This window comes from Aquimarina hainanensis, assembly GCF_042684685.1.
Classification (GTDB): Bacteria; Bacteroidota; Bacteroidia; order Flavobacteriales; family Flavobacteriaceae; genus Aquimarina; species Aquimarina hainanensis.
On the sequence record NZ_JBHULX010000017.1, the window covers coordinates 21,957 to 43,996 of the forward strand.

General features: G+C 35.1%; 18 protein-coding genes. 7 read left to right on the top strand and 11 right to left on the bottom strand.

Annotated features, from left to right (window positions below; genetic code table 11):
* Window positions 1-146 precede the first annotated feature (146 nt).
* From ACFSTE_RS09635 to ACFSTE_RS09660, 6 genes are all read right to left on the bottom strand, one after another.
* Window positions 147-971 (bottom strand): hypothetical protein, encoded by an 825-nt coding sequence (locus ACFSTE_RS09635; protein ID WP_378256585.1) that lies wholly within the window; start codon window positions 969-971, stop codon window positions 147-149.
* Window positions 972-1,189: 218 nt separating this feature from the next.
* A complete protein-coding gene (rluF, locus tag ACFSTE_RS09640; protein WP_378256583.1) occupies window positions 1,190-2,050 on the bottom strand; it encodes a 23S rRNA pseudouridine(2604) synthase RluF in 861 nt (286 codons plus the stop codon).
* Between the two features lie 75 nt (window positions 2,051-2,125).
* A complete protein-coding gene (locus tag ACFSTE_RS09645) occupies window positions 2,126-2,992 on the bottom strand; it encodes an alpha/beta hydrolase (RefSeq protein ID WP_378256581.1) in 867 nt (288 codons plus the stop codon).
* Entirely contained in the window at window positions 2,985-3,359 is a 375-nt protein-coding gene (locus ACFSTE_RS09650) for a cupin domain-containing protein (RefSeq protein ID WP_176029096.1), read from the bottom strand. The genes ACFSTE_RS09645 and ACFSTE_RS09650 overlap by 8 nt, the downstream gene beginning before the upstream one ends.
* A 14-nt stretch (window positions 3,360-3,373) precedes the next feature.
* Window positions 3,374-3,937 carry a hypothetical protein gene (locus ACFSTE_RS09655; protein ID WP_176029097.1) on the bottom strand — a complete coding sequence of 188 codons (564 nt, stop codon included), beginning with the start codon at window positions 3,935-3,937 and terminating at the stop codon, window positions 3,374-3,376.
* Between the two features lie 24 nt (window positions 3,938-3,961).
* Window positions 3,962-5,491 (bottom strand): helicase HerA-like domain-containing protein, encoded by a 1,530-nt coding sequence (locus ACFSTE_RS09660; RefSeq protein ID WP_378256576.1) that lies wholly within the window; start codon window positions 5,489-5,491, stop codon window positions 3,962-3,964.
* 161 nt (window positions 5,492-5,652) lie between these two features.
* Here ACFSTE_RS09660 and ACFSTE_RS09665 point away from each other — a divergent pair, with 161 nt between their 5' ends.
* A complete protein-coding gene (locus ACFSTE_RS09665; RefSeq protein ID WP_378256574.1) occupies window positions 5,653-6,105 on the top strand; it encodes a RidA family protein in 453 nt (150 codons plus the stop codon).
* Between the two features lie 112 nt (window positions 6,106-6,217).
* On the top strand, window positions 6,218-6,847 hold the full coding sequence (locus ACFSTE_RS09670; RefSeq protein WP_176029100.1) for a 7-carboxy-7-deazaguanine synthase QueE: 630 nt from the start codon (window positions 6,218-6,220) through the stop codon (window positions 6,845-6,847).
* Window positions 6,848-7,960: 1,113 nt separating this feature from the next.
* Here the strand turns inward: ACFSTE_RS09670 and ACFSTE_RS09675 are convergent.
* Window positions 7,961-8,494, bottom strand: a complete 534-nt coding sequence (locus tag ACFSTE_RS09675) for a DUF2911 domain-containing protein (protein WP_176029101.1) — start codon at window positions 8,492-8,494, stop codon at window positions 7,961-7,963.
* A 260-nt stretch (window positions 8,495-8,754) separates the two neighbouring features.
* Between ACFSTE_RS09675 and asnB the strand changes: the two genes are divergently transcribed.
* Entirely contained in the window at window positions 8,755-10,419 is a 1,665-nt protein-coding gene (gene asnB, locus ACFSTE_RS09680; protein ID WP_176029102.1) for an asparagine synthase B, read from the top strand.
* Window positions 10,420-10,524: 105 nt separating this feature from the next.
* On the opposite strand, the gene ACFSTE_RS09685 is transcribed toward asnB, so the two are convergent.
* Complete coding sequence (locus ACFSTE_RS09685) at window positions 10,525-11,538, bottom strand: M12 family metallopeptidase (RefSeq protein ID WP_176029103.1); 1,014 nt, start codon at window positions 11,536-11,538, stop codon at window positions 10,525-10,527.
* 634 nt (window positions 11,539-12,172) lie between these two features.
* Here ACFSTE_RS09685 and gyrB point away from each other — a divergent pair.
* From gyrB to secDF, 4 genes are all read left to right on the top strand, one after another.
* A complete protein-coding gene (gyrB, locus tag ACFSTE_RS09690) occupies window positions 12,173-14,110 on the top strand; it encodes a DNA topoisomerase (ATP-hydrolyzing) subunit B (RefSeq protein WP_176029104.1) in 1,938 nt (645 codons plus the stop codon).
* 254 nt (window positions 14,111-14,364) lie between these two features.
* Window positions 14,365-15,291 (top strand): malate dehydrogenase, encoded by a 927-nt coding sequence (mdh, locus tag ACFSTE_RS09695; protein WP_378256570.1) that lies wholly within the window; start codon window positions 14,365-14,367, stop codon window positions 15,289-15,291.
* A gap of 122 nt (window positions 15,292-15,413) precedes the next feature.
* Window positions 15,414-16,034, top strand: coding sequence for a hypothetical protein (locus tag ACFSTE_RS09700; protein WP_176029106.1), 621 nt, complete (start codon window positions 15,414-15,416; stop codon window positions 16,032-16,034).
* A 217-nt stretch (window positions 16,035-16,251) separates the two neighbouring features.
* Window positions 16,252-19,278 (top strand): protein translocase subunit SecDF, encoded by a 3,027-nt coding sequence (secDF, locus tag ACFSTE_RS09705; RefSeq protein ID WP_176029107.1) that lies wholly within the window; start codon window positions 16,252-16,254, stop codon window positions 19,276-19,278.
* A gap of 112 nt (window positions 19,279-19,390) precedes the next feature.
* Here the strand turns inward: secDF and ACFSTE_RS09710 are convergent, their stop codons facing one another.
* The 3 genes from ACFSTE_RS09710 to ACFSTE_RS09720 form a co-directional block, all read right to left on the bottom strand.
* Window positions 19,391-19,873 (bottom strand): DUF192 domain-containing protein, encoded by a 483-nt coding sequence (locus ACFSTE_RS09710; RefSeq protein ID WP_176029108.1) that lies wholly within the window; start codon window positions 19,871-19,873, stop codon window positions 19,391-19,393.
* A gap of 125 nt (window positions 19,874-19,998) precedes the next feature.
* Window positions 19,999-21,360, bottom strand: coding sequence for a cell envelope integrity protein CreD (gene creD / locus ACFSTE_RS09715; protein WP_176029109.1), 1,362 nt, complete (start codon window positions 21,358-21,360; stop codon window positions 19,999-20,001).
* Window positions 21,361-21,372: 12 nt separating this feature from the next.
* Complete coding sequence (locus ACFSTE_RS09720) at window positions 21,373-22,029, bottom strand: DUF1361 domain-containing protein (RefSeq protein WP_176029110.1); 657 nt, start codon at window positions 22,027-22,029, stop codon at window positions 21,373-21,375.
* Between the last annotated feature and the right edge of the window lie 11 nt (window positions 22,030-22,040).

The window sequence follows — 22,040 nt, forward strand, 5'->3', positions numbered from 1 at the left end:
GAATTTAACTGTTCTGAGATTCATTTCAGAATTAGATTTTATTGCTAAAAAGATCTTGCTGTTTGTATCAATACAGGATATTATAACGACGCTATTTTCTAAGACCAGAAAATAGCGTCATAAGTTTTAATAAGAGCTCGTTAGGGTTATTTTAGAGACCCTCCTAATGCTTCGAAAGCATTAAGTACATTTTTAATTGCTTTTTTTTCTGCCAGGCTGATTGTTCTTTCTTTGGTAGTTGTTTTGCCAATCAGCTGTAGTTTAGCAGATTTACTTTCAGCAACTTGTTTGATCATTTCGAAATCTTTTTCTTTTAATACCCTGTCAAACCATTCTCTCATACCTCCTTCTGTTTCGCTGGCTTTGAATTCTCCAGGATTCTCTTCTTCTATTGTGTATGTTTTGCCATCAGCAGTGATAACAATTTGTTTAATGAAAAGCCATTCTTCTTTAGAAAAATGATTAACAGAGATACCCATCCAGGGTTTTCTTTTTTCCTTTTTACCGATGTAGGTGTGTAGAAAGTTTTTAGTGCCGGATAATGTCGACGATTTATCAGAATACCATGTCACCGAATTAGAGACATCGTACTTCTTTTTCATCTTGCCGATTGCTTTTTTGAAATTTTCATTGTTATTTTCGGTTAGTTTGTCTCTTTCCAGTGCCTTTTTAGTTTCTTCTATTTCTTTCTCTACTTTTTTTAGTAATCTTTTGGCTTTTCGGGCTTCAGTAGATTTTGGATATTTTTCTATTAATGCAATCAATCTGGATTTACTTTTTTCGTATTCTAGGTTGCCATTATACTCATTAGCTTGTTCCAGAATTTGTACAGGAGTAAGTTGACAATCTGCAATTTCTTGTTTTAATGATTCATTCTCTTTTTTGAGCTTGTCGTATTCCTCCTGGGGAACACCACAGCTAAAAAAAATAAAGATACAGGAATACAATATCAGGGTAGCTTTTTTCATCATTACGGAGATTAGTTAGTTTACTGGTCTTGAATTTTAGAGATCGTAAAATTCAATTTTTATTATTAGGATATATCCTAAGATACTAAAAAAGTAATGAAGAAGAGATAGGAGAAAGAATTTTTTTTAGTGTAGTTTGTTGATTGTGTGTGGGTTTTAGGTGTGCTATGAGATTGTGAGAAAATTATAAACTGAAAGGCATTAGAGGTTCAGTCTAACTTTTATCGATCTCTTCGCTTTCTTTTAGAGGAAGAAACGTTCTTTTTTCGTTTTGGGAATTCCTTGCGTTGTCTTTTCGAAGTTTCATTCTTTGCTTCTTTTCTTCTGGGAGAGCGATGTTTCTCTTCTGAAGAAAACTCTTCAGTTCCTCCAGAGTTTTGGGTGTCGTCTCGTAGGGTTTGTAGCTCTTGTTGACTAAGGTCTCTCCATTGACCTACAGGAATGTCCAGAGAGACATTCATAATGCGAATTCGCTTTAGTTTTAAAACCTCATACCCCAAATACTCACACATTCTTCTAATCTGACGATTTAACCCCTGTGTCAGTACGATCCGAAAGTCATATTTGTTTAATTGTTCCACTGTGCATTTTCTGGTTACAGTACCCAAAATAGGAATTCCATTAGCCATTCTTTTGATAAAATCGGTACTGATTACCTTATTAACAGTGACAATATATTCTTTTTCGTGATTGTTTCTCGCACGTAATATTTTGTTGACAATATCTCCGTCACTAGTTAGAAATATCAAACCTTCGCTCGGTTTATCCAGCCGACCAATAGGGAAGATTCTTTTAGGATAATTGATATAATCGATGATATTGTCTTTTTCATTCTGAGCAGTCGTACAGACAATACCTACGGGTTTGTGAAAAGCAAGGTAGACATGCTTCTCTTTAGGTTCAGTAATAAGAGCTCCATCTACATGGATAATATCTTCCGGAGCAACTTTTGTTCCCATTTCAGGAACTTTATTATTAATAGTGACACGTCCCTGATCTATTAGCTTGTCAGCTTCCCTACGAGAGCAATATCCTACTTCGCTGAGGTATTTGTTTAATCGGACAAGTTTTTTTTCTGACATAAGCTACATAATAATAAGGTGCAAATATAAGATTAAGACACGAAAAGAGTATCATGAAAAGATTGCAAAGATAATTTATGTATTGCTATTGTGAGAATGTTCGTTTTTTAGAAAATGAAGAATCATTTCGTTCACTTCTTCAAAAAACAGGGAGTGTCCATAGTTTTGAGTGGTAATAAAGGAGACGCCTTTCCAAGACTTACTTATTTTCAAAGCTTCAGAATAAGGGGTGATATCATCATAAGCATCGTGGATTAATAATCCTGGGGTATCAATATCTTTTACATAATTTGCAATCGAAAATTCATGGCTAAAAAAGCCAAACTCTCTTTTAAAGTAAGTATTGAGTTCTTTAATGAATTTATCGGAGAGCTTCAGGGTATTTTGAAAATGTGATAGCAACCCTTGTAATTCAGAAGGAGGGGCTAAGGCAATGATTTTTTGAATAAAAGGGTAGCTGAACTTGTATTGAGAATAGAGAGTTGTCATACCTCCAATGGAGTGACCTATAATATATGTAGGTTTGTGTTTCTGTATGATGAGGTCCATACATGCTGCGTATAATGGAATGTTAAATTGCTTCCCAGAAGAATAACCATGGGCAGGGGCATCGAGGGAAAGAATAGTATAACCTTGAGCATGTAGAAGTTCTATAAGCGGTTTCCAACGATAGGTGTTACTTTCCCATCCATGTACTAACAAGATCGTTTCTTTATTGTGGTTTGGCCAGCTGTAGGATTGAATTTTGAGATCTTCTATATGGAGGATGTCATCAAAAGCCTCTTCGAGAAAGTGCTCCTGTTCAGGTAGTATTCGACCTTTTCTTGGAGTACAAAAGAACGTAAATGCTTGTACTAGTGCTTTTTGTTTGTTGAAAAAAAATAAGAGCTCTAAGTATTTTCCTACTAATAAAGGAAGGGCTTTTTTTATGTGTTTATTCATCTTCTCGATGTACCGTGTCTAAAGAAAAAGCAGGAGTACAGATTGCAATGTACTCACAGGCTTCATTAAATGGATTAGCGTATTGTATTCGGGTACCTTTTAGGATTTTTATAGATTCTCCAGCAGCTAATACTACTTTTTCGTTATCAATGGTAATTTGTTTTTTCCCTTTGATGATATAGGTGTATTCGTCAAATTCGGGTGTTTGAAAAGGCTCCTCCCAGTGAGGAGGTGCAATCATATGAGCAATGCTTATTTCTGTATTACCATCCGTAGCGTTGCCAAAATGCTCCTCGATCAATTTGCCATCTGTAGTGGGAACGACAAAAGGAGATTTTTGAATAAGAAACTTTTTAGAAGAACTCATTTGTCTTGAGGTGTTTAATTCCAGTGAATCCAGAATTGTTTTATCTTGGCAGTATCAGGAATTTGGGAAACGTCAATTTTTTTATCTGTATTAAACCTGAATTCAGAAGGTAAATCTTTTTTGTCGATAGTAAAGTATGCCTGTAGATCATCTATAAATATAACAGCGGTACTTAATGTATTATTGATCTTGGAAATTGTATACTGATCTTTTATGTCTTTGAATGTACTTTGACTTGATAATCCAGTACCCGTTTTGTAGCGAGAGTCAATTACCTGTACAGTTTGGATAGTTGAACTCGAATCGTTTTCATGCTTTGCTTCTAATATTAAAAGTTTTCTTCCTCCTTTTTCAAAAACCTCAATCTCATTAGCGGTATTGATGTATTCTGTCCGGGTCATGTTCCTTACAATAGAATCTTTCGCAAAGATAGAGTCCAGTTGGTATACTTTTATTTCATTTGTGAGAAGACCAATACGATTAGGTGAGATTTCAAAAGCAGCTTGCATTTGATTGTTTTCTTGGCAAGAACAGATGAGTAATGATGTAAAGATATATAAGAAAATTCTGTGATTCATAGTAGTGAGAAAATTTTGTAACCGCTATTTTAATAGTTTGTTTAGTACTCCCAGTGCACCTCTGATAAATGTGGCACTTGTTAGTACTTTGATAATGGCTTTTTCGGTGGTGCTGGTTCTTCTGGATCGAGATCTACTTGTTGATCTTTCAAGTTTTTCTCTTTCTTTTTTTGCAACTTCTTTTGCCTCTTCAGCTTCTGCCTGTGCTATTTTTTTATTAAGTATTTCATACGCACTCTCCCGATCTACTTCTGTATTATATTTTTTAGTGAGGCTTGATTTCTCGATCAGGTTCTTTAATTCCTTATCTGTAAGAATATCCATTCTACTCATTGGTGCTCTAAGCATGGTAGCAGCCAGGGGAGTGGGGCGTCCTTTCTCATCAAGAGCAGAGACAAGCGCTTCCCCGATTCCAAGAGAAGTTAATACTTCTTTGGTGTCGTAGTATTCAGAGATAGGGTAGTTCTCCGCAGTTAATTTGATCGCTTTTCGATCTTTGGCAGTAAATGCTCGTAATGCATGCTGTACTTTTAATCCTAGTTGCCCGAGGACACCATCAGGGACATCGGTTGGGTTTTGAGTTACAAAATACAATCCGATTCCTTTGGAACGGATAAGTTTAACGATGTTTTCTATCTGATCCATTAAGGCGTTAGAAGCTTGTTTGAATATAAGGTGTGCCTCATCCAGAAAGATGACTAATTCTGGTCGACCGCTATCTCCCTGTTCCGGAAATGTTCCATATATCTCGGCTAATAAGCTAAGCATAAAAGTAGAAAATAGTTTTGGACGATCCTGAATGTCGGTTAATCGAATTATATTAATGAGTCCTCGGCCATCATCATCAACTCTACATAAATCCTGTACCTCAAAAGAACGTTCTCCGAAAAAGATATCAGCTCCTTGTTGCTCGAGTTCTACTATTTTTCGAAGTATAGAACCTGTAGAAGCTGTAGAGATTCTACCATAGTCTTTTTCTAGTTCTTTTTTCCCTTCTCTGGTCGCATATTGCAATACTTTTTTCAGGTCTTTTAGATCTAGTAGAGGAAGTTTATTGTCATCACAATATTTGAAAATAATAGCAATTATACCGGCTTGTGTTTCTGTAACATCAAGAATTCTGGATAAAAGTACAGGGCCGAATTCGCTTACAGTAGCACGTAACCGAACACCTTCTTGCTCCGATAAGGAAAGAATTTCAACCGGAAAACTTTTGGGAGTGAATGGAATTCCTATTTTTTGATGTCGTTCATCAATTTTAGGATGTCCGGGACTCGCAGTAGCAATACCGCTGAGATCTCCTTTTATATCCATAAGCAATACAGGAATTCCTTTTTCGCTTAAGTTTTCTGCGAGCACTTGTAATGTTTTCGTCTTTCCTGTTCCGGTAGCCCCGGCAATAAGACCATGACGATTTAGGGTTTTTAAAGGGATTTTTACCTGAGCGTCAGTAATTGTTTCGTTATTGTGAATAGCGGATCCTAATGCTATAAAATCTCCTTTGGTCGTATACCCTTCAGTAATGTGGTCCAGAAAAGCTTGATTTTCACTCATAGTTGATCTAAATTTTGATAAAAATAGGAATCTTAGTTAATCTATCGAAATTATACATTGATTTTAATGAAAAAGGATATTGCTTTATTTTCGTTTTGTGTATTTCCTAAAATGAAAATTAAATAATGTGTTATATTTATAAGGTATAAAATTCGATAACAATGAGGTGGTTATTTTTAGTTGTTTTTATAGGAAGTGTTTTAGGGTGTAATCAACCTATGCAAGTTTCAGAGAGTCCAATATTTCATGTGAGTCATGAACCTAAAAAAGCAGCGGCTCCTTTTTCTGATGCAGTACAGGTAGGAAATACGTTCTTCTTGTCAGGGCAGATAGGAATGGACCATACAACGAGAAAATTGGTTAATGGAGGGATACAGACAGAAACGAAGCAAGCCCTGGAAAATATAAAAGCGGTATTGCAGCAGCATGATATGGAGATGAAAGATGTGGTGAAGTGTACCGTAATTCTTTCTGATATTAAAGACTTCTCATTGTTTAATGAAATCTATAAAACTTATTTTCCTCAAAAACCTGCACGAACAACTTTTGCTGCAAGTGGGTTGGCTGTAGGAGCTAAGATTGAAATAGAGTGTGTTGCAGTAAAATCGGAATGAAATTTATAGGGTTGTAAAAATCACTGTATTGTAGGAAGTGATTTGAATATGCTGGTTTTTTTGTAAGTAGATTGATAATTTTCAAGCTTTTATTAATTACCTTTGCGCCCTTATGCAAGAGAATGTACAAAAAATGTTAAAGGAAGGAAGTATGCTTCCTTTAATGGAGGAGTTTTATACAATTCAGGGGGAAGGGTTTTATAAAGGAACAGCAGCTTATTTTGTTAGAATTGGAGGATGTGACGTAGGTTGTCATTGGTGCGATGTTAAGGAAAGCTGGAATGCTGATTTGCACCCTCCAACCCGTACAGATATCATTGTAGACAATGCTCTTAAGTATAGTGATGTAATTGTGGTTACAGGAGGAGAGCCCTTGATTTGGGATTTAACATTGCTTACTGACGGATTGAGAGCTAAAGGTGCCAAAACACATATTGAAACCTCAGGTGCATATCCGCTGTCTGGAGATTGGGATTGGATATGTTTGTCTCCCAAAAAAGTAAAATTGCCAAAACCTGAAGTATACAAGAAAGCAAATGAACTAAAATGTATTGTATATAATAGAAGTGATTTTAAATTTGCGGAAAAGCAAGCAGCGCAAGTTTCAGATGACTGTATTTTATATTTGCAACCCGAATGGAGTAAAAGGGAGCAAATGATTCCGTACATAGTTGATTATGTTATGGATAATCCAAAATGGAAAGTGTCCTTACAAACTCATAAATATCTCAATATTCCTTAGTTTTTTACATTGAGATAACAGATTGTTGACCGTTTTTTATTGTTCCTGAGTAAGGATTGTGTGTTAATTACGGTTATAACGTATCGTTTTAAGGGTGTTTTTTTTGAAAATCAAACAAATATGTAGGTTTTTTCTTTCTTATTGTATGAGTTTTGTCTTACAGTATTGCCTTTTATCTTCTTTTTTATATAGTTATGTCGAAAAGTTAATTTTTAATTAATGTTTTTCTTGACTTATGGATGCTTATTAGTTATTTTTATATAAGTAATTTAAAATCAAGGGGCTATGAGATATCTGTACACTATTTTCGGATTAAATTTTCGTGTATTCATTAACTTTTTAAAGGATCTCCCAGGAGCATCTAGCTATGCTATTCGCAGATAGTTAGCTCTGGTAGTAGTATCATTTAAATTGTTTGAATAAAGAACAGAATCGAATAAAAAAAAACGTCTAATATATATTAGACGTTTTTTTGTGTTGATTTTTAAGCTGGAGTGCCCTGAATAGGTTATCTTCTAAAAATAGTAGTTTTTATTAGGGTTTGTTTTCTGGTGGGGTATGTATTTTCCGTAAAAAAGAAAAAGAAAGGGGGGATAAAACCCCATAAAAACATATTTTTTGCGTAAGAATTTTCTTGTTTATTTTTTTTGTTTGGTTTGTTTTTGAGTATTATGACCTTTTTAAGGTGTTTTCTGTCTAAAATCTACTACACGAAGTGTTAATTTTTTTTGCTACAGAAGATTCTGATTTATCTTTGTGTAGTAATTTAAAACACAAGGGGTTATGAAATTTTTTTACGGTATTTTTACAATTAACGTTAAAGCTTTAATTGAATTTATTAAGCAATTACCTGCTGCATCAAGCAATGCTATTCATAGGTAATAAACAAATTAAATTAGTAGTATATGGTGAGACTTTACACTTAGAAACAAACAAGACAAAAAGAGGTGTTATCGGTCTTTAATTAGGGGATTAAGACCATAGGGAATATCTTTTACTAAAGTAAAATATTGGAATGTAGCATTATTTGTTGGGGGAAACAAAAAAATGCGAAATTTGAAGGAAGCAGTGCTATTTTAGTTTTATTCAAAATAGCACTGTTTTTTTTCGTTTCTATAAGGAAACAGGTATAGAAACACGAGTAGTATCCCAAGCTAATACCATGTCGTATCCTTTGTCAGCTTTTTTGAAAGCAATCGAAAATGCCTCTAAGGAATCTCCTGTAGTAGGTGAGGTGGTTATTCTGGCAATATCTTTTTCTTCGTTATAAGAATATGCTCCCCAGCTGTCTAAGTCTGAATTAAGAATAATAGTCCATTCTTTTTCTCCTGGAATAGTAAAAAGAGAATAAGTTCCTGCTTTTACAGTTTTGCCTCCAAAAGTTACATCCTTAAAAAATTTAATTTCAGTAGCTTCATCAGCTCCTGTTCTCCATACTTTGTCAAAAGGAACAAGATTCCCGAATATTTTTCTCCCCTTTTTCTGAGGACGGCTATAAATTACTTTTACTTCAGGTTTTGCATTTCGGTCAGCTTTTGCATACGAGATGTCTGTAGGACTTTTTTGTAAATCCGAAAACCGCTGTGCATTCATAGAGGTCAATGAACCAATAAACACCATTACTGCTAATACTAAACTTTTTTTCATTGTACTGTTTTTTTACTTTTTTATACTAAACTGATTAGTCGTAAAGATAGGAGTGTACTTAGTTGGTGTATGTTAATCATTTGATAAAATATGAAAGTAATGAATTAAAAGGTGAAGTCTCATTTTTAGACAGGTTATGTTTTTTAATGATATGATTTTGTTTGTTTTTATTTAAATATGTAACCAATTTTATGTTTTTTGTTTTTATAGTGTAATCTATGTTGAATATTTGCAGTGTTAACTATTAGAAACAATAAAATATGTGTGGAATAGTATGTGCCTTTGATTTAAAGGAAAAAGCAGAGAAGTTAAGACCTCAGTTATTGGAAATGTCAAAAAAAATTCGTCATAGAGGTCCGGATTGGAGTGGTATATACGCTGATGAAAATGCAATTTTAGCACATGAGCGATTAGCAATTGTTGATCCTGCATCAGGAAAGCAGCCATTGTTTAGTGAAGATAAAAAATTAATATTGGCAGCTAATGGAGAGATTTATAACCACAGAGAATTAAGAGAACAGTTTAAAGGAACATATAATTATCAAACGGAATCTGATTGTGAAGTCATCTTATCACTGTATAAGAAAAAAGGGACAAGGTTTCTTGATGAATTGAATGGGATTTTTGCTTTCGCACTATACGATGCAGAAAAAGATTCTTATTTCGTAGCAAGAGACCATATGGGAATCATTCCTTTGTATATGGGATGGGATGAGAACGGAACTTTTTATGTTGCTTCAGAGTTGAAGGCGCTAGAAGGTGTTTGTACAAAGATCGAATTGTTTCCTCCAGGACATTATTTAGATAGTACTAAAGGAGAATTAGTACGATGGTATGTCAGAGACTGGCAGGATTATGAAACGGTTAAAGAAAACCAGACAAGTATAGAAGAAGTTAGAGAAGCTTTAGAAGCAGCGGTGCATAGACAATTGATGTCTGATGTTCCATACGGAGTATTGTTGTCTGGGGGGTTGGATTCTTCTGTAACTTCTGCAATAGCTAAAAAATACTCGGAAAAACGTATTGAATCTGGTGATAAGACAGGGGCTTGGTGGCCGCAGTTGCATTCGTTTTCGGTAGGCTTGGAAGGTTCTCCGGATCTGGCGGCTGCACAAAAAGTTGCAGATCATATAGGAACGGTGCATCACGAGATAAAATTTACAATTCAGGAAGGATTGGATGCTATTAAAGATGTTATCTACAATTTAGAAACATATGATATCACCACGGTTAGAGCATCGACTCCGATGTATCTTATGGCACGAGTAATTAAGTCAATGGGAGTGAAAATGGTATTATCAGGAGAAGGAGCAGATGAGTTGTTTGGAGGATATCTATATTTTCATAAAGCCCCAAATGCACAAGAGTTTCATGATGAAACCGTAAGAAAGTTAAATAAGCTTCATATGTATGATTGCTTACGAGCGAACAAATCTTTGGCAGCATGGGGGATAGAAGGACGCGTTCCTTTTCTGGATAAAGAATTTATGGATGTAGCAATGCGTATTAATCCACAGGATAAAATGATCAATGGGGAACGAATGGAAAAGTGGGTAGTAAGAAAAGCTTTTGAGTCGTATTTGCCGGAAAGCGTAGCATGGAGACAAAAAGAGCAGTTTTCTGATGGAGTAGGATATAGCTGGATTGATACACTAAAAGAGGTCGTAGAACAAGAGGTTACAGATGAGCAATTAGCCAATGCTCAATATAAATTTCCAATTCAGACACCCACGTCTAAAGAAGAGTTTTATTACCGTTCAATTTTTGCAGATCATTTCCCGTCGGATACAGCAGCCCTAAGTGTTCCGCAGGAGCCATCAGTAGCATGTAGTACTAAGATTGCCTTGGAATGGGATGAAGCGTTTAAGAATATGAACGATCCTTCTGGTCGTGCAGTTGCGAATGTGCACGAAGAAGCGTATTAAATTACTTTGTGAGTTGTGAGATTTAGAGAAAGAAAGGCTGCAAACCAAATTGCAGCCTTTTTTTAGTATTACGAGGCTTACTTCGAGATACATAGATATACGGATTTAGTTTCCGCAACGTCCTTCCTGTTTCCAATTATAATTGCTCAATAAGGTGTATAAGTAACCTCGGTAGGTAACCTGGTCTCCTACAAAATATTGTCTGCCACGAACCCATTCGCTAATCCCTTTACAGATATCTCCTGGATTGTTAATAGGGTAAGCGCTATTTGTTCCTGCAATATCCAAGCGAGAAATCGTGCTTTGAGCTCCGTGATAAATTTGTCCGTTTAATAAGGTGATGGTTGGTTGTCTGTTTTTAGAAAAACCATACGGATGGTACATCATAATAGAATTAATGTCAAATTGATCCGTTAGTAACCTGGCATTATTGCTTTTTCTGAAGTTACCTTCCATTCCTGGCTGGATATTTTCCCATCGTATTCTTACATAGTTGTCTCTGTCAGCTCTTGTTTGCTCATGAACAAAACCTAATGTATGTCCTATCTCATGAACAATAAGGCTAATGCTTGCACTGTGTCCTAATTGTATGGTTCCTCGGGTACCTTGTACACCAAAAGAAGCTCTACCGCAACCAGAACAAACATTATTAGATTGATAGATGGTTACATAGTATGATTCATTGGTTCTTTCCTTAAATCTAATATTAGTTTTGCTTGACCATCTTTTAAAAGCTTCTCTGAGATTAGATCGAAGAGTGTTGTTTAGATTTCCTAATCTGTAGATAACAGTATTATTAGGCCATTTTCTAACAGAACCGTATAAAGCTAGTTTTTCGTTCATTCCGACAACTGGTGCCTTTTCAGGATCATATTTTTCTGCTTTGTCGGATAACATTTCTTCAGAAAGAATAATATCGGAATTGTAAAGGTATTCTCCATTGCCAATTTCCTCAACCTCTACCAGGTCTCCTCTAAAATATTTTTCAATGAATTTTCCATTAATAGTTGGATCGTCTGTGATGTTGTCTTCTATTTTTTCATTTTGACAGGATGAAAAAAGAAGCATCACTCCTAAAGATGCGGTTGCTAATGTTCTGATTCTTTGTTTAGTTTTCATAATATTACTTGAGTTTGTGTTAAAAAAAATGTGTGATATTAAATGATTATGGGAATAAACATTTAATTCAGTTATTATTTTCAGAATGATTTGTACAAGTAATTTTTATGAATAGGCAAGAATATTGAAAAGGAATGTTTTGATGGTATTTATACGGTTATTAGGTGATACGTAAATACCTGTTTTAATTTTTCTATAATTGGTTTTATTTGCTAATTTTTTCTAAAAGTACCAGAATGCCTTTCTACATAAAAATAGCATTACATAAACTGTTTGTTTTAATGTATTAATTGTATAATTTTTAAGAAAATGCATGGATTTTGTTTCTTTTGTTGTTGGTTTTCAGACTACTGTTTCATTTTAGGGGGGTAGACAAAAAAAATGTGAAGTTGAATAGAAGTTGTTATAAAAAATGGGAGGGAGGTTTTCGTAGAAGGAATTCAGTAGTTTTAAGATGATTAAGGGAGGGGTTTTATTTTGATGCTGTTTTTAGCTGTTTTAAGCGATTTTTGTTGTTTTTGAAGACAATTGTTAATAACTATTTAAAAACAGGCTTAAAACTATCTTAAAAACGATTTTCATTATTTTATCTTTGTTGGGTTATGAAAATGTAATTTAACAAACGCGTTAATATATGAGTGAAGAAAAAAAACACAATTATTCGGCGGATAGCATTCAGGCGCTTGAAGGAATGGAGCATGTGCGTATGCGTCCTTCAATGTATATTGGAGATGTAGGAGTAAGAGGATTGCATCACTTAGTGTATGAGGTAGTTGATAATTCAATTGATGAAGCATTAGCAGGATATTGTGATCGAATAGAAGTCACCATTAATGAAGATAATTCTATTACAACCAAAGATAATGGGCGAGGAATTCCTGTAGGAATTCATAAGAAAGAAGGAGTCTCAGCATTGGAAGTTGTAATGACAAAGATAGGTGCAGGAGGAAAGTTTGATAAAGATTCATATAAGGTATCCGGTGGACTGCATGGAGTTGGAGTTTCCTGTGTGAATGCATTATCGGATCATTTGCATGCTATTGTATATAAAGATGGAAAGATTTGGGAGCAGGAGTATGAAAGAGGAAAAACTTTATACCCTGTAAAAAGTACTGGAGATACAGATCAGTCAGGAACAGTAGTGACATTCAAACCTGATAAGAGTATTTTTCAGCAAACAACAGAGTATAGTTATGATACGCTGGCAAGTAGAATGCGAGAGCTCGCTTACCTCAATAAGGGGATTACGATAACACTGACAGATAAGAGACATAAAGACGAAGAAGGGAATGATATTTCAGAGGTTTTTTATTCAGAAGAAGGATTAAAAGAATTTGTGAGATTTCTGGATGGGAGCCGTAACCCGATTATAGGGCATGTAATTGCCATGGAGGGAGAAAAGAATGATATTCCTGTTGAGGTAGCAATGATTTATAATGACTCTTATGCAGAGAATCTACATTCATATGTGAATAATATTAATACGCATGAAGGAGGGACACATCTTTCTGGGTTTAGAAGAGGATTGACTTCTACACTAAAAAAATATGCGGATGCTTCAGGAATGTTAGATAAGTTAAAGTTCGAAATAGCGGGGGATGATTTTAGAGAAGGACTAACAGCAATTGTATCTGTTAAAGTAGGAGAACCGCAATTCGAAGGGCAGACAAAAACCAAATTAGGAAATAGGGAGGTAACTTCTGCTGTGTCTCAGGCAGTGTCTGAGATGTTAGAAAACTATCTGGAAGAAAATCCAAATGATGCAAAAACTATTATCGAGAAAGTAATTCTTGCTGCTCAAGCCAGGCACGCTGCGAAAAAAGCGCGTGAGATGGTTCAGAGAAAAACGGTAATGAGTATTGGAGGTTTGCCAGGGAAGTTGTCTGACTGTTCAGAACAAGATCCTGCTTTGTGTGAGGTGTTCTTAGTCGAGGGAGATTCGGCAGGTGGAACAGCCAAACAAGGGCGTGATAGAAATTTCCAGGCGATTCTGCCATTGAGAGGAAAAATTCTGAACGTAGAAAAAGCAATGCATCACAAGGTGTTTGAAAACGAAGAGATTAAAAATATCTTTACAGCCTTAGGGGTGACAATAGGAACGGAAGAAGATAGTAAAGCGCTTAATATTTCGAAATTAAGGTATCATAAAATTGTAATCATGTGTGATGCTGATGTCGATGGTAGCCATATCTCTACGCTTATTTTAACTTTCTTTTTCCGATACATGAAAGAATTGATAGAGAACGGACATGTTTATATTGCCGCTCCACCGCTTTATTTAGTGAAAAAAGGAGCTAAAAAGCAATATGCGTGGAATGATACACAACGAGATCAGATTATGAAAGAATATGGAGATAATTCGAAGATTCAGCGTTATAAAGGTCTTGGAGAGATGAATGCAGAACAGTTGTGGGAAACAACAATGAATCCTGAATACAGAACATTGCATCAGGTTACTATTGATAATCTGACAGAAGCAGACAGGGTATTCTCAATGTTGATGGGAGATGAAGTTCCACCAAGACGAGAATTTATAGAAAAGAATGCAGTATATGCTAATATTGATGCTTAAACAATACTGAAAATACTGGAAAAGCCGAAGAAAATCTCTTCGGCTTTTTTTGTGAGACGATATGAAGAAATGAGTGTTTTTTTATGAAAAAGAAAAGAGGTTCAATACGAATTTAGTAATTCTTGAGGGGGAAAGTTGCGATTTTTTTAGATTCTGAATAGTTTGGTATTTAACCGTTTTATCCATGAGGAATTTGGCTTATAATTTGTATTTTCGCATAGTTTTTAAAGTTTTAATCAAAAAAAATAAATATAATGAAAGTTACAGTTGTAGGAGCTGGTGCAGTAGGCGCGAGTTGTGCCGAATATATTGCAATTAAAGATTTTGCTTCGGAAGTAGTGTTGTTGGATATCAAAGAAGGATACGCAGAAGGAAAAGCAATGGACTTGATGCAGACAGCCTCTTTAAATGGATTCGATACTAAAATTACAGGAAGTACAAATGACTATTCTAAAACTGCTAATAGCGATATAGCTGTAATTACTTCGGGGATTCCTCGTAAGCCGGGAATGACCAGAGAAGAATTGATAGGAATTAATGCCGGGATTGTAAAATCTGTGGTAGCCAGTTTGGTAGAGCACTCTCCTAATGCAATTATCATAGTAGTGAGTAATCCAATGGATACGATGACTTATTTAGCGCATAAAACAACCGATATTCCTAAGAATAGAATTATAGGAATGGGGGGAGCTCTGGATAGTGCACGTTTTAAGTATCGATTAGCAGAAGCATTAGAAGCACCAATTTCTGATGTAGACGGTATGGTAATCGGAGGTCATAGTGATAAAGGGATGGTTCCACTTACTAGATTAGCTACCAGAAATAGTGTGCCAGTTTCAGAATTTATTACTGAAGAACGTTTGGAGCAAGTTTCTGCAGATACTAAGGTGGGAGGAGCTACATTAACGAAGTTGTTAGGAACTTCTGCTTGGTACGCTCCGGGAGCAGCAGTATCTGGATTAGTACAAGCAATCGCTTGTGACCAGAAAAAAATATTCCCTTGTTCTACATACTTAGAAGGAGAATATGGATTAAATGATATCTGTATTGGAGTTCCTGTTGTTTTAGGTAAAAACGGAATCGAAAAAGTTGTAGAAATAACACTTTCTGATGCAGAAAAAGCAAAACTTGCTGAGAGCGCAGAAGGAGTTAAGAAAACAAACGGATTGTTGGAATTATAATTCTAAATCTGATAAAAAATGATGAAAGCTGCCATAAGGCAGCTTTTGTTGTTTCTGGAAGAATGTTATAGATATTTTTTAGAAGTCTTTTTATGCAGTTTTAATTTTTTTATATTTGCAGGATGGAGAAAAAATGGTACTTCAGAATTTTAATTGCTGTGTTTGGGTTGCTGATGGTTACCCAGCAACAAACTGTAGTACCTAATCAGGAAATCGTACTTGAATTTACTGATGTAGAAGTAACTTCTCAAGAGGCAAAAAAAGCAATTGCCACTATTAAAAGACAGCTGGAAACTATTGGAGTAGAGAATGCGAAGGTGTCCGAAGAACTCGAAAATGGAAAGCTGAAGATAACTTACTATAGTGAAGCAGATGTAGCCTTTATTAAAAAAGAACTTTCCAAAGAACAGCGGATCGTATTTGATCATGTATTATATGATCAAGATAATGAAGGAGAACAGTTTCCGCTACATAAAAGCGATAAAGAATACAATATTAAAATATATGAAATCCAGCAAAGTACAGATTTGGATGGAGATATTAATGCTAAATATATTGTAGAGTTAACAGATAAGCAGGGAGAAAATACTGATAGAGATTGTTCTGTATCTGTTATAACAAAAACTTTTGATACGATAGAGCTGCAAAACAAAGTAGCTCAAAAAGTAAATAGAGCCGTTGTAATGGCTATTGACTGCACATCACGTATCATACCTGAGGTTAGAGCCGGTCCTGCTTCCTAACCAGGAATTCAGATTCTTCAGAAAGAATTCCTAAAAAAACAAATCACAAATTCTAAAAGTTAAAAAGAACAACATTTTCATAATGAAGGAAAATCGTTGAACTTTTTTTAGAAACTTACTTACTATAAAAATTAATAATTAAAACTAATCGTCAGCCCAGAAATAACCCTTTTTTTAGGGAGAGTTTATGGGAATTTTGGCCAAAAAACAAACAATAATGCAAAACAAAGGTATTGTTAGGGTGTTTGCGATTTTATTTGGATTGGTGTGTATTTACCAATTATCGTATACATATTTGACCTACACAAAAGAAAAAGAAGCAGAAACGTATGCGCAGCAGAAATACCCTGCAGAAGATGCTTCTAAATTAAGAGAAATCGCTCAGCGTCAATATTTGGATTCTATAGGAAAAGAAGAAATTTTCGCGGGAATCAGTTATAATGATGCAAAGGATAAAGAACTTAATAAAGGACTTGACCTTAAAGGAGGAATTAATGTGATTCTTCAGATTTCGGTAAAAGATATTTTAAAAGGATTAGCGAATTATTCTAAAGATCCTTCTTTTAATAAAGCGTTACTTGCTACTGATGAAACACAAAAAAATAGTCAAAACGATTATATTGATGATTTCTTCAAAGAATTTGAGAAAATTCCAGACGCTAAATTTGCATCTCCTGATATTTTCGCTAATAAAAACCTGAGTGATGATATCACATATGATATGACGAATGAGCAGGTAAAACCTGTTTTGAAAAAGAAAATAAATGAGTCGGTAACATCTGCTTTTGAAGTATTGCGTAAACGTATTGATAAGTTTGGGGTGACACAACCAAATATTCAGCGTTTAGGAGAATCAGGACGTATTCTGGTAGAGTTGCCAGGAGCAAAAGATGTAGATAGAGTTAAGAAACTATTGCAAAGTACAGCACAGTTAGAATTCTGGGATGTATATAAAATGGAAGAAGTTTTTCCTTTTTTATCTGCCGCAAACAATTTGCTAAAAGAAAGAGAAGAGCAGCAAAAGAAGACAGCTGATAAGGTTGCAGAAACAAGCGAGATTGCATCTGACTCTACAAAAGTAGATTCGACAGCATCAAAAGAAGATGCAGCAATTGCAGATCTTTTGGAAGACGCAGAAGATTCTACAAATTTAGAAAAAGCTGTAAACCCGTTATTTGATTTAATTGCTGGGCCAGGAAGACAATCAGGACCAGTTGTTGTTAGTGTAGCAATTAAAGATACAGCACAATTCAGTGCGTATTTAAGAGACCCTCAGGTGAGAGCATTATTGCCTGTAGAGCAGCGATATGCTAAGTTCGTTTGGGGAAAACAAGTAAAAGACGTTCCATTCTTAGATCTATATGCATTAAAAGGAAATAGAGATAATGTAGCAGAACTAAGTGGGGGAGTAATTACTGATGCAAGACAGGAGTATAATCAGGTTGGACAGGTAACGGTAACCATGCAGATGGATGGTAAAGGAGCTAAGAAATGGGAAGAAATGACGGGTAGAGCCTTTAGCCAAAGAAGCCAGATAGCAATTGTACTTGATGATGTAGTATATTCAGCACCAGGAGTAACAAGTGGTCCTATTGGTGGAGGAAGAAGTGAAATTACCGGAGACTTTGATATTACAGAAGGGCAAGATTTAGCAAACGTATTGAGAGCAGGAAAACTGCCTGCTTCTGCAGATATTATCCAAAGTGAAGTTGTTGGACCATCTTTAGGTCAGGAAGCAATTGACAGTGGAATTATGTCTTTTATAATTGCTTTAGTATTGATTCTGATATGGATGATTTTCTATTATGGAAAAGCAGGAGCTTTTGCAGATGTTGCTTTGGTGGTAAATATCTTATTTATATTCGGAGTATTAGCAGGGTTAAAAGCAGTGTTGACATTACCTGGTATTGCCGGTATTGTATTGACAATTGGTATGTCGGTTGATGCGAATGTGCTTATTTTTGAAAGAATTCGAGAAGAACTTACAAAAGGGAAATCTCAGAAAGAAGCGATAAAAGACGGATTTAGTAATGCATTGTCTTCTATTTTAGATGCTAATATTACTACAGGATTAACAGGGCTTATCTTATTAGTATTTGGAACAGGACCTATTAAAGGGTTTGCTACCACTTTATTGATTGGTATTGCTACATCTTTATTTACAGCAATATTTATTACGAGATTGTTTATTGATGGATATGGTAAAAATGGAAAAGAATTAGCTTTTTCTACCAGTATGACAAAAAATCTGTTCAAGAATGTAAACATCGATTTTATAGTAAAAAGAAAAGTGGCGTATATTTTCTCTGCTATCATTGTTTTAGCAGGATTAGGGTCTTTGTTTACGCAGGGATTAGATCAGGGAGTAGATTTCGTAGGAGGAAGAACATATACTGTACGTTTTGCTAAGGATGTTGTTCCTACAGAAGTAGAAAAAGACTTGATAGCTGTTTTCGAAAGTGCTCAGGCAAAAACATTAGGGGCAGATAACCAGTTGAAAATAACAACTAAGTACAAGGTTAATGAAACTGGAGAAGAAGTAGATAGCGAAATCTCTAACAAGTTATTTAGTGCATTAAAACCATATTTGACAGAAGGATTGAGTTATGAAGAATTCTCAAATGGAGATGAAGATAAACAAGTTGGAATTATGTCATCTATGAAGGTAGGACCTACTATCGCAGATGATATTAAGCAAGCTGCGTTTTGGTCTGTATTAGGGTCTTTGATAGTGGTATTTTTATATATCCTACTTAGATTTAGAAGATGGCAGTTTAGTTTAGGTGCTGTTACTGCTGTATTCCATGATGTATTAGTTGTATTGGGAGTATTCTCTTTGACATGGAAATTTATGCCTTTCAATATGGAAATTGATCAGGCGTTTATTGCGGCAATTCTGACAGTGATCGGATACTCTCTGAATGATACCGTGGTTGTATTCGATAGAATCCGAGAATTTTTAGGAGAACATACAGGGTGGCCATTGAGAAAAACAGTGAATGCTGCATTGAATAGTACATTGAGTCGTACCTTGAATACTTCATTAACAACTTTATTAGTATTGGTGACGATATTTATTTTTGCAGTTCCGTTGAGAGGATTCATGTTCTCTCTGATTATCGGGGTATTGGTAGGTACGTATTCTTCATTATTTATTGCTACTCCTGTAATGTTTGATACGGTGAGTAAAGTAGGTTTAAAAGAGAAAGAAGAAAAACCAAAAGAAGATTTAGTAGAAGCATAATAAATATGCATCTATAGCTTAATAAAAGAGCGCCGTTACAATCTTTGTAACGGCGCTCTTTTATATTGATATTTTCTGAAGATTGTATTTAGTTTCTTTAGGAAATGAAAAGCTATTTTTTTGTAAAACTAATTTTGTCTCCAGGCTGTAACTTCCATTGATCAGATAGACCGGCATTTATCTCCAGTACATATTGTGCTGGAGCAGTAGCAGGAAGAGAGGATTCGTCCAGAGGTTTTGCATTTTTTTGAAAATTTATAATAGACTGGTGTTCATCTATAAAAATAATATCAAGAGGAATTAAGGTGTTTTTCATATAAAAACTAAGCGGTTGACTCTCTGGGTAGATGAATAACATTCCTTCCGAATTTTTCATAGATTTTCGATACATCAGTCCGGTTTCTTGTTCGTAATCTGAGATAGCGAATTCGATATCCAGTTTTTGTATGGTATCTCCAGATGGTTTTGTGAGATATAGTTCTCCTTCTTTAGTGAAACGTATTTCAGAAGTTTTAATTGGGGAGTTTGATGTAGGGGTATCCTTGCAGGAGGATATACAAATTAATAAAATGAGGAGTTGATGTATTTTTTTCATGGAAAAACAGATTTGTATTGTTAGCCGGATCATACTTTATATAAGTGCTAAAATAATTAAAAAAAGCCTGATGTATTCCGGTGCTATACATCAGGCTTTTTTTTGAACTAAAGAAGTGGTTTATACTATGCTTCTTTATTCCATTCGATACGCCTGGAGACCATCATGATAGTTCCTAAGATGAGGAATAATCCTATGCTCCCTACGAGCAGTGCATAACTTTCTAATTGTATGATAACAAATATAAAGGTGTATAATGCGATTAGCGATACGGCAATAAATAACATGAACTTAGTGCTTTTTAGTATAGTTTTGGAGTATATAGCAATCAATAAGACTACAGCGGCACCGGCAATAACATACGCTTGCAAAAAGCTGGAGTGTTCTGAGATAGATATTAGAAGAGTGTAAAACATGGATAATGCCAATCCGATCATTAAATATTGAAAAGGGTGAATGGTTATGTTGCTGATGGACTGAATCAGGAAGAAAATTAAAAAGGTTAATGAGATGACCAGATAACCATATTTTGCTGCGCGCTCACTTTTTTGGTACTCATCTACAGGAATTAGCAATTTGACCCCAAATGCAGATGAAGAAATATGAGGAAGTTCTCCGAAAAAATCCTGTTCAAATTCTCTGTTGGTTTCTAAAATTTTCCAGGAAGCTTTAAATCCGTCTTTGGATATTTCTTTTGTTTTGGGGTTGGGAAGGTATTCTCCGTTAAAACTGGGAGACGCCCAATTAGAAGACATGGATACATTGGTCTCACTTCCGATAGGGATAAAACTCAATTCTTCACTTCCGTTGATTTTTATTCCCAGGCTGAAAGACGTGTTTTTTTCAGAGTTAGGAAGGTCTGTTTCGTTTAGAAACTTTGTTTCCAATGTATACATGTATGCATTTTTCTTGAATTTGGATCGCAGGGGGTACGTGTTGTTTCCGATTTGTAGGTTTAGATTACTCTTGATTCCTTTTAGATTGGTAGAGTTAAGAATGATGGTTGCTTTGTTCCATAAGATATCTTCTTCCTTGATGTCATTGGTTTTAAAATCAGGAGCTTTGAAGGTTCCTTTTAGCTGTATGTCAGAAGTGTATACTACAGATTCGTAAATACTTCTACCGAGTGTTTCTGACTCGATGGTGGCATCAATATCTAATTGATCGGGAAAGAAGTATGCGTTGTGTTGTGTAATATCGTCTTTTGTTTCGTAAGTCTTTAATTTTTCGTTCCAGACTTTACTGATATGATGTGTCAGATACGGAACTTTTAGTATTGGTCCGTAAAGGAGTACCTGGTTACCCCATTTCTGGTTGATTTCTTTGACGACTTCTTCTTGTCTGTAGGCACGTTCCTGGATAAGGTCTTTGATATAAGCTAAAGGGATTAATAGAATAAGAATTAGAAAACCCATCATGAGCATTCGAATAGTTAATGACGTTTTTATCCATTGACCAAAAGACTTTTTTTGTTTTTGATGTTCCATTATGTGTTTTTTTTATTGTTGTTTGTTATTGAGAAATGATGTGATGTGGTATAAAAGAATTAGAAATGTTCCGAAGCAGATCGTAAAGCCCCAGGTGTTTATATATGAAATAGGATAGATAATTCTTCTGCTAATATCAGTAACAATGGCTAAAGGGTTAGTCATAATATCCCAGCTATTCCATCGCAAAACACGTCCGAGATATACGCCGAACCCACATAATAAAAAGATTATATAAGTAGCTATGGTAATGATCTTTTTAGGAAGGTGATGACGGAGAATCTCCTGCATGTTTTTTAAAGCAGCAAACCCGATGATTAGACCGTTGATTGCAAAAGAAAGAAGTAATAAAACGTCAAACCATATTGAATCAAGAGAGCTAATTCTGATGTGTTGTAAATCCGTGACGATATAGGGAGCATTAGGGAGAAATGCTAGCCAGATGGTAAAACCAATGATTAAAAATAGTTTGTTTTTTCTAAGGCGTTCTGTTTTTAGTAGTAAAGTAATGAAATATGGAATACTGGCTAAAAATAGATTCCAAACGAGAAATAGAAAAAATGGAGAACTGGTTTTTACAATTCGTAGCATGAGTAATGCAAAGCTAAAGCAGCTGGTAATAGTGAATAAACGAATAAAAGAAATGTCTTTGTTTTGTATTGTTATCATAATGGCGATGT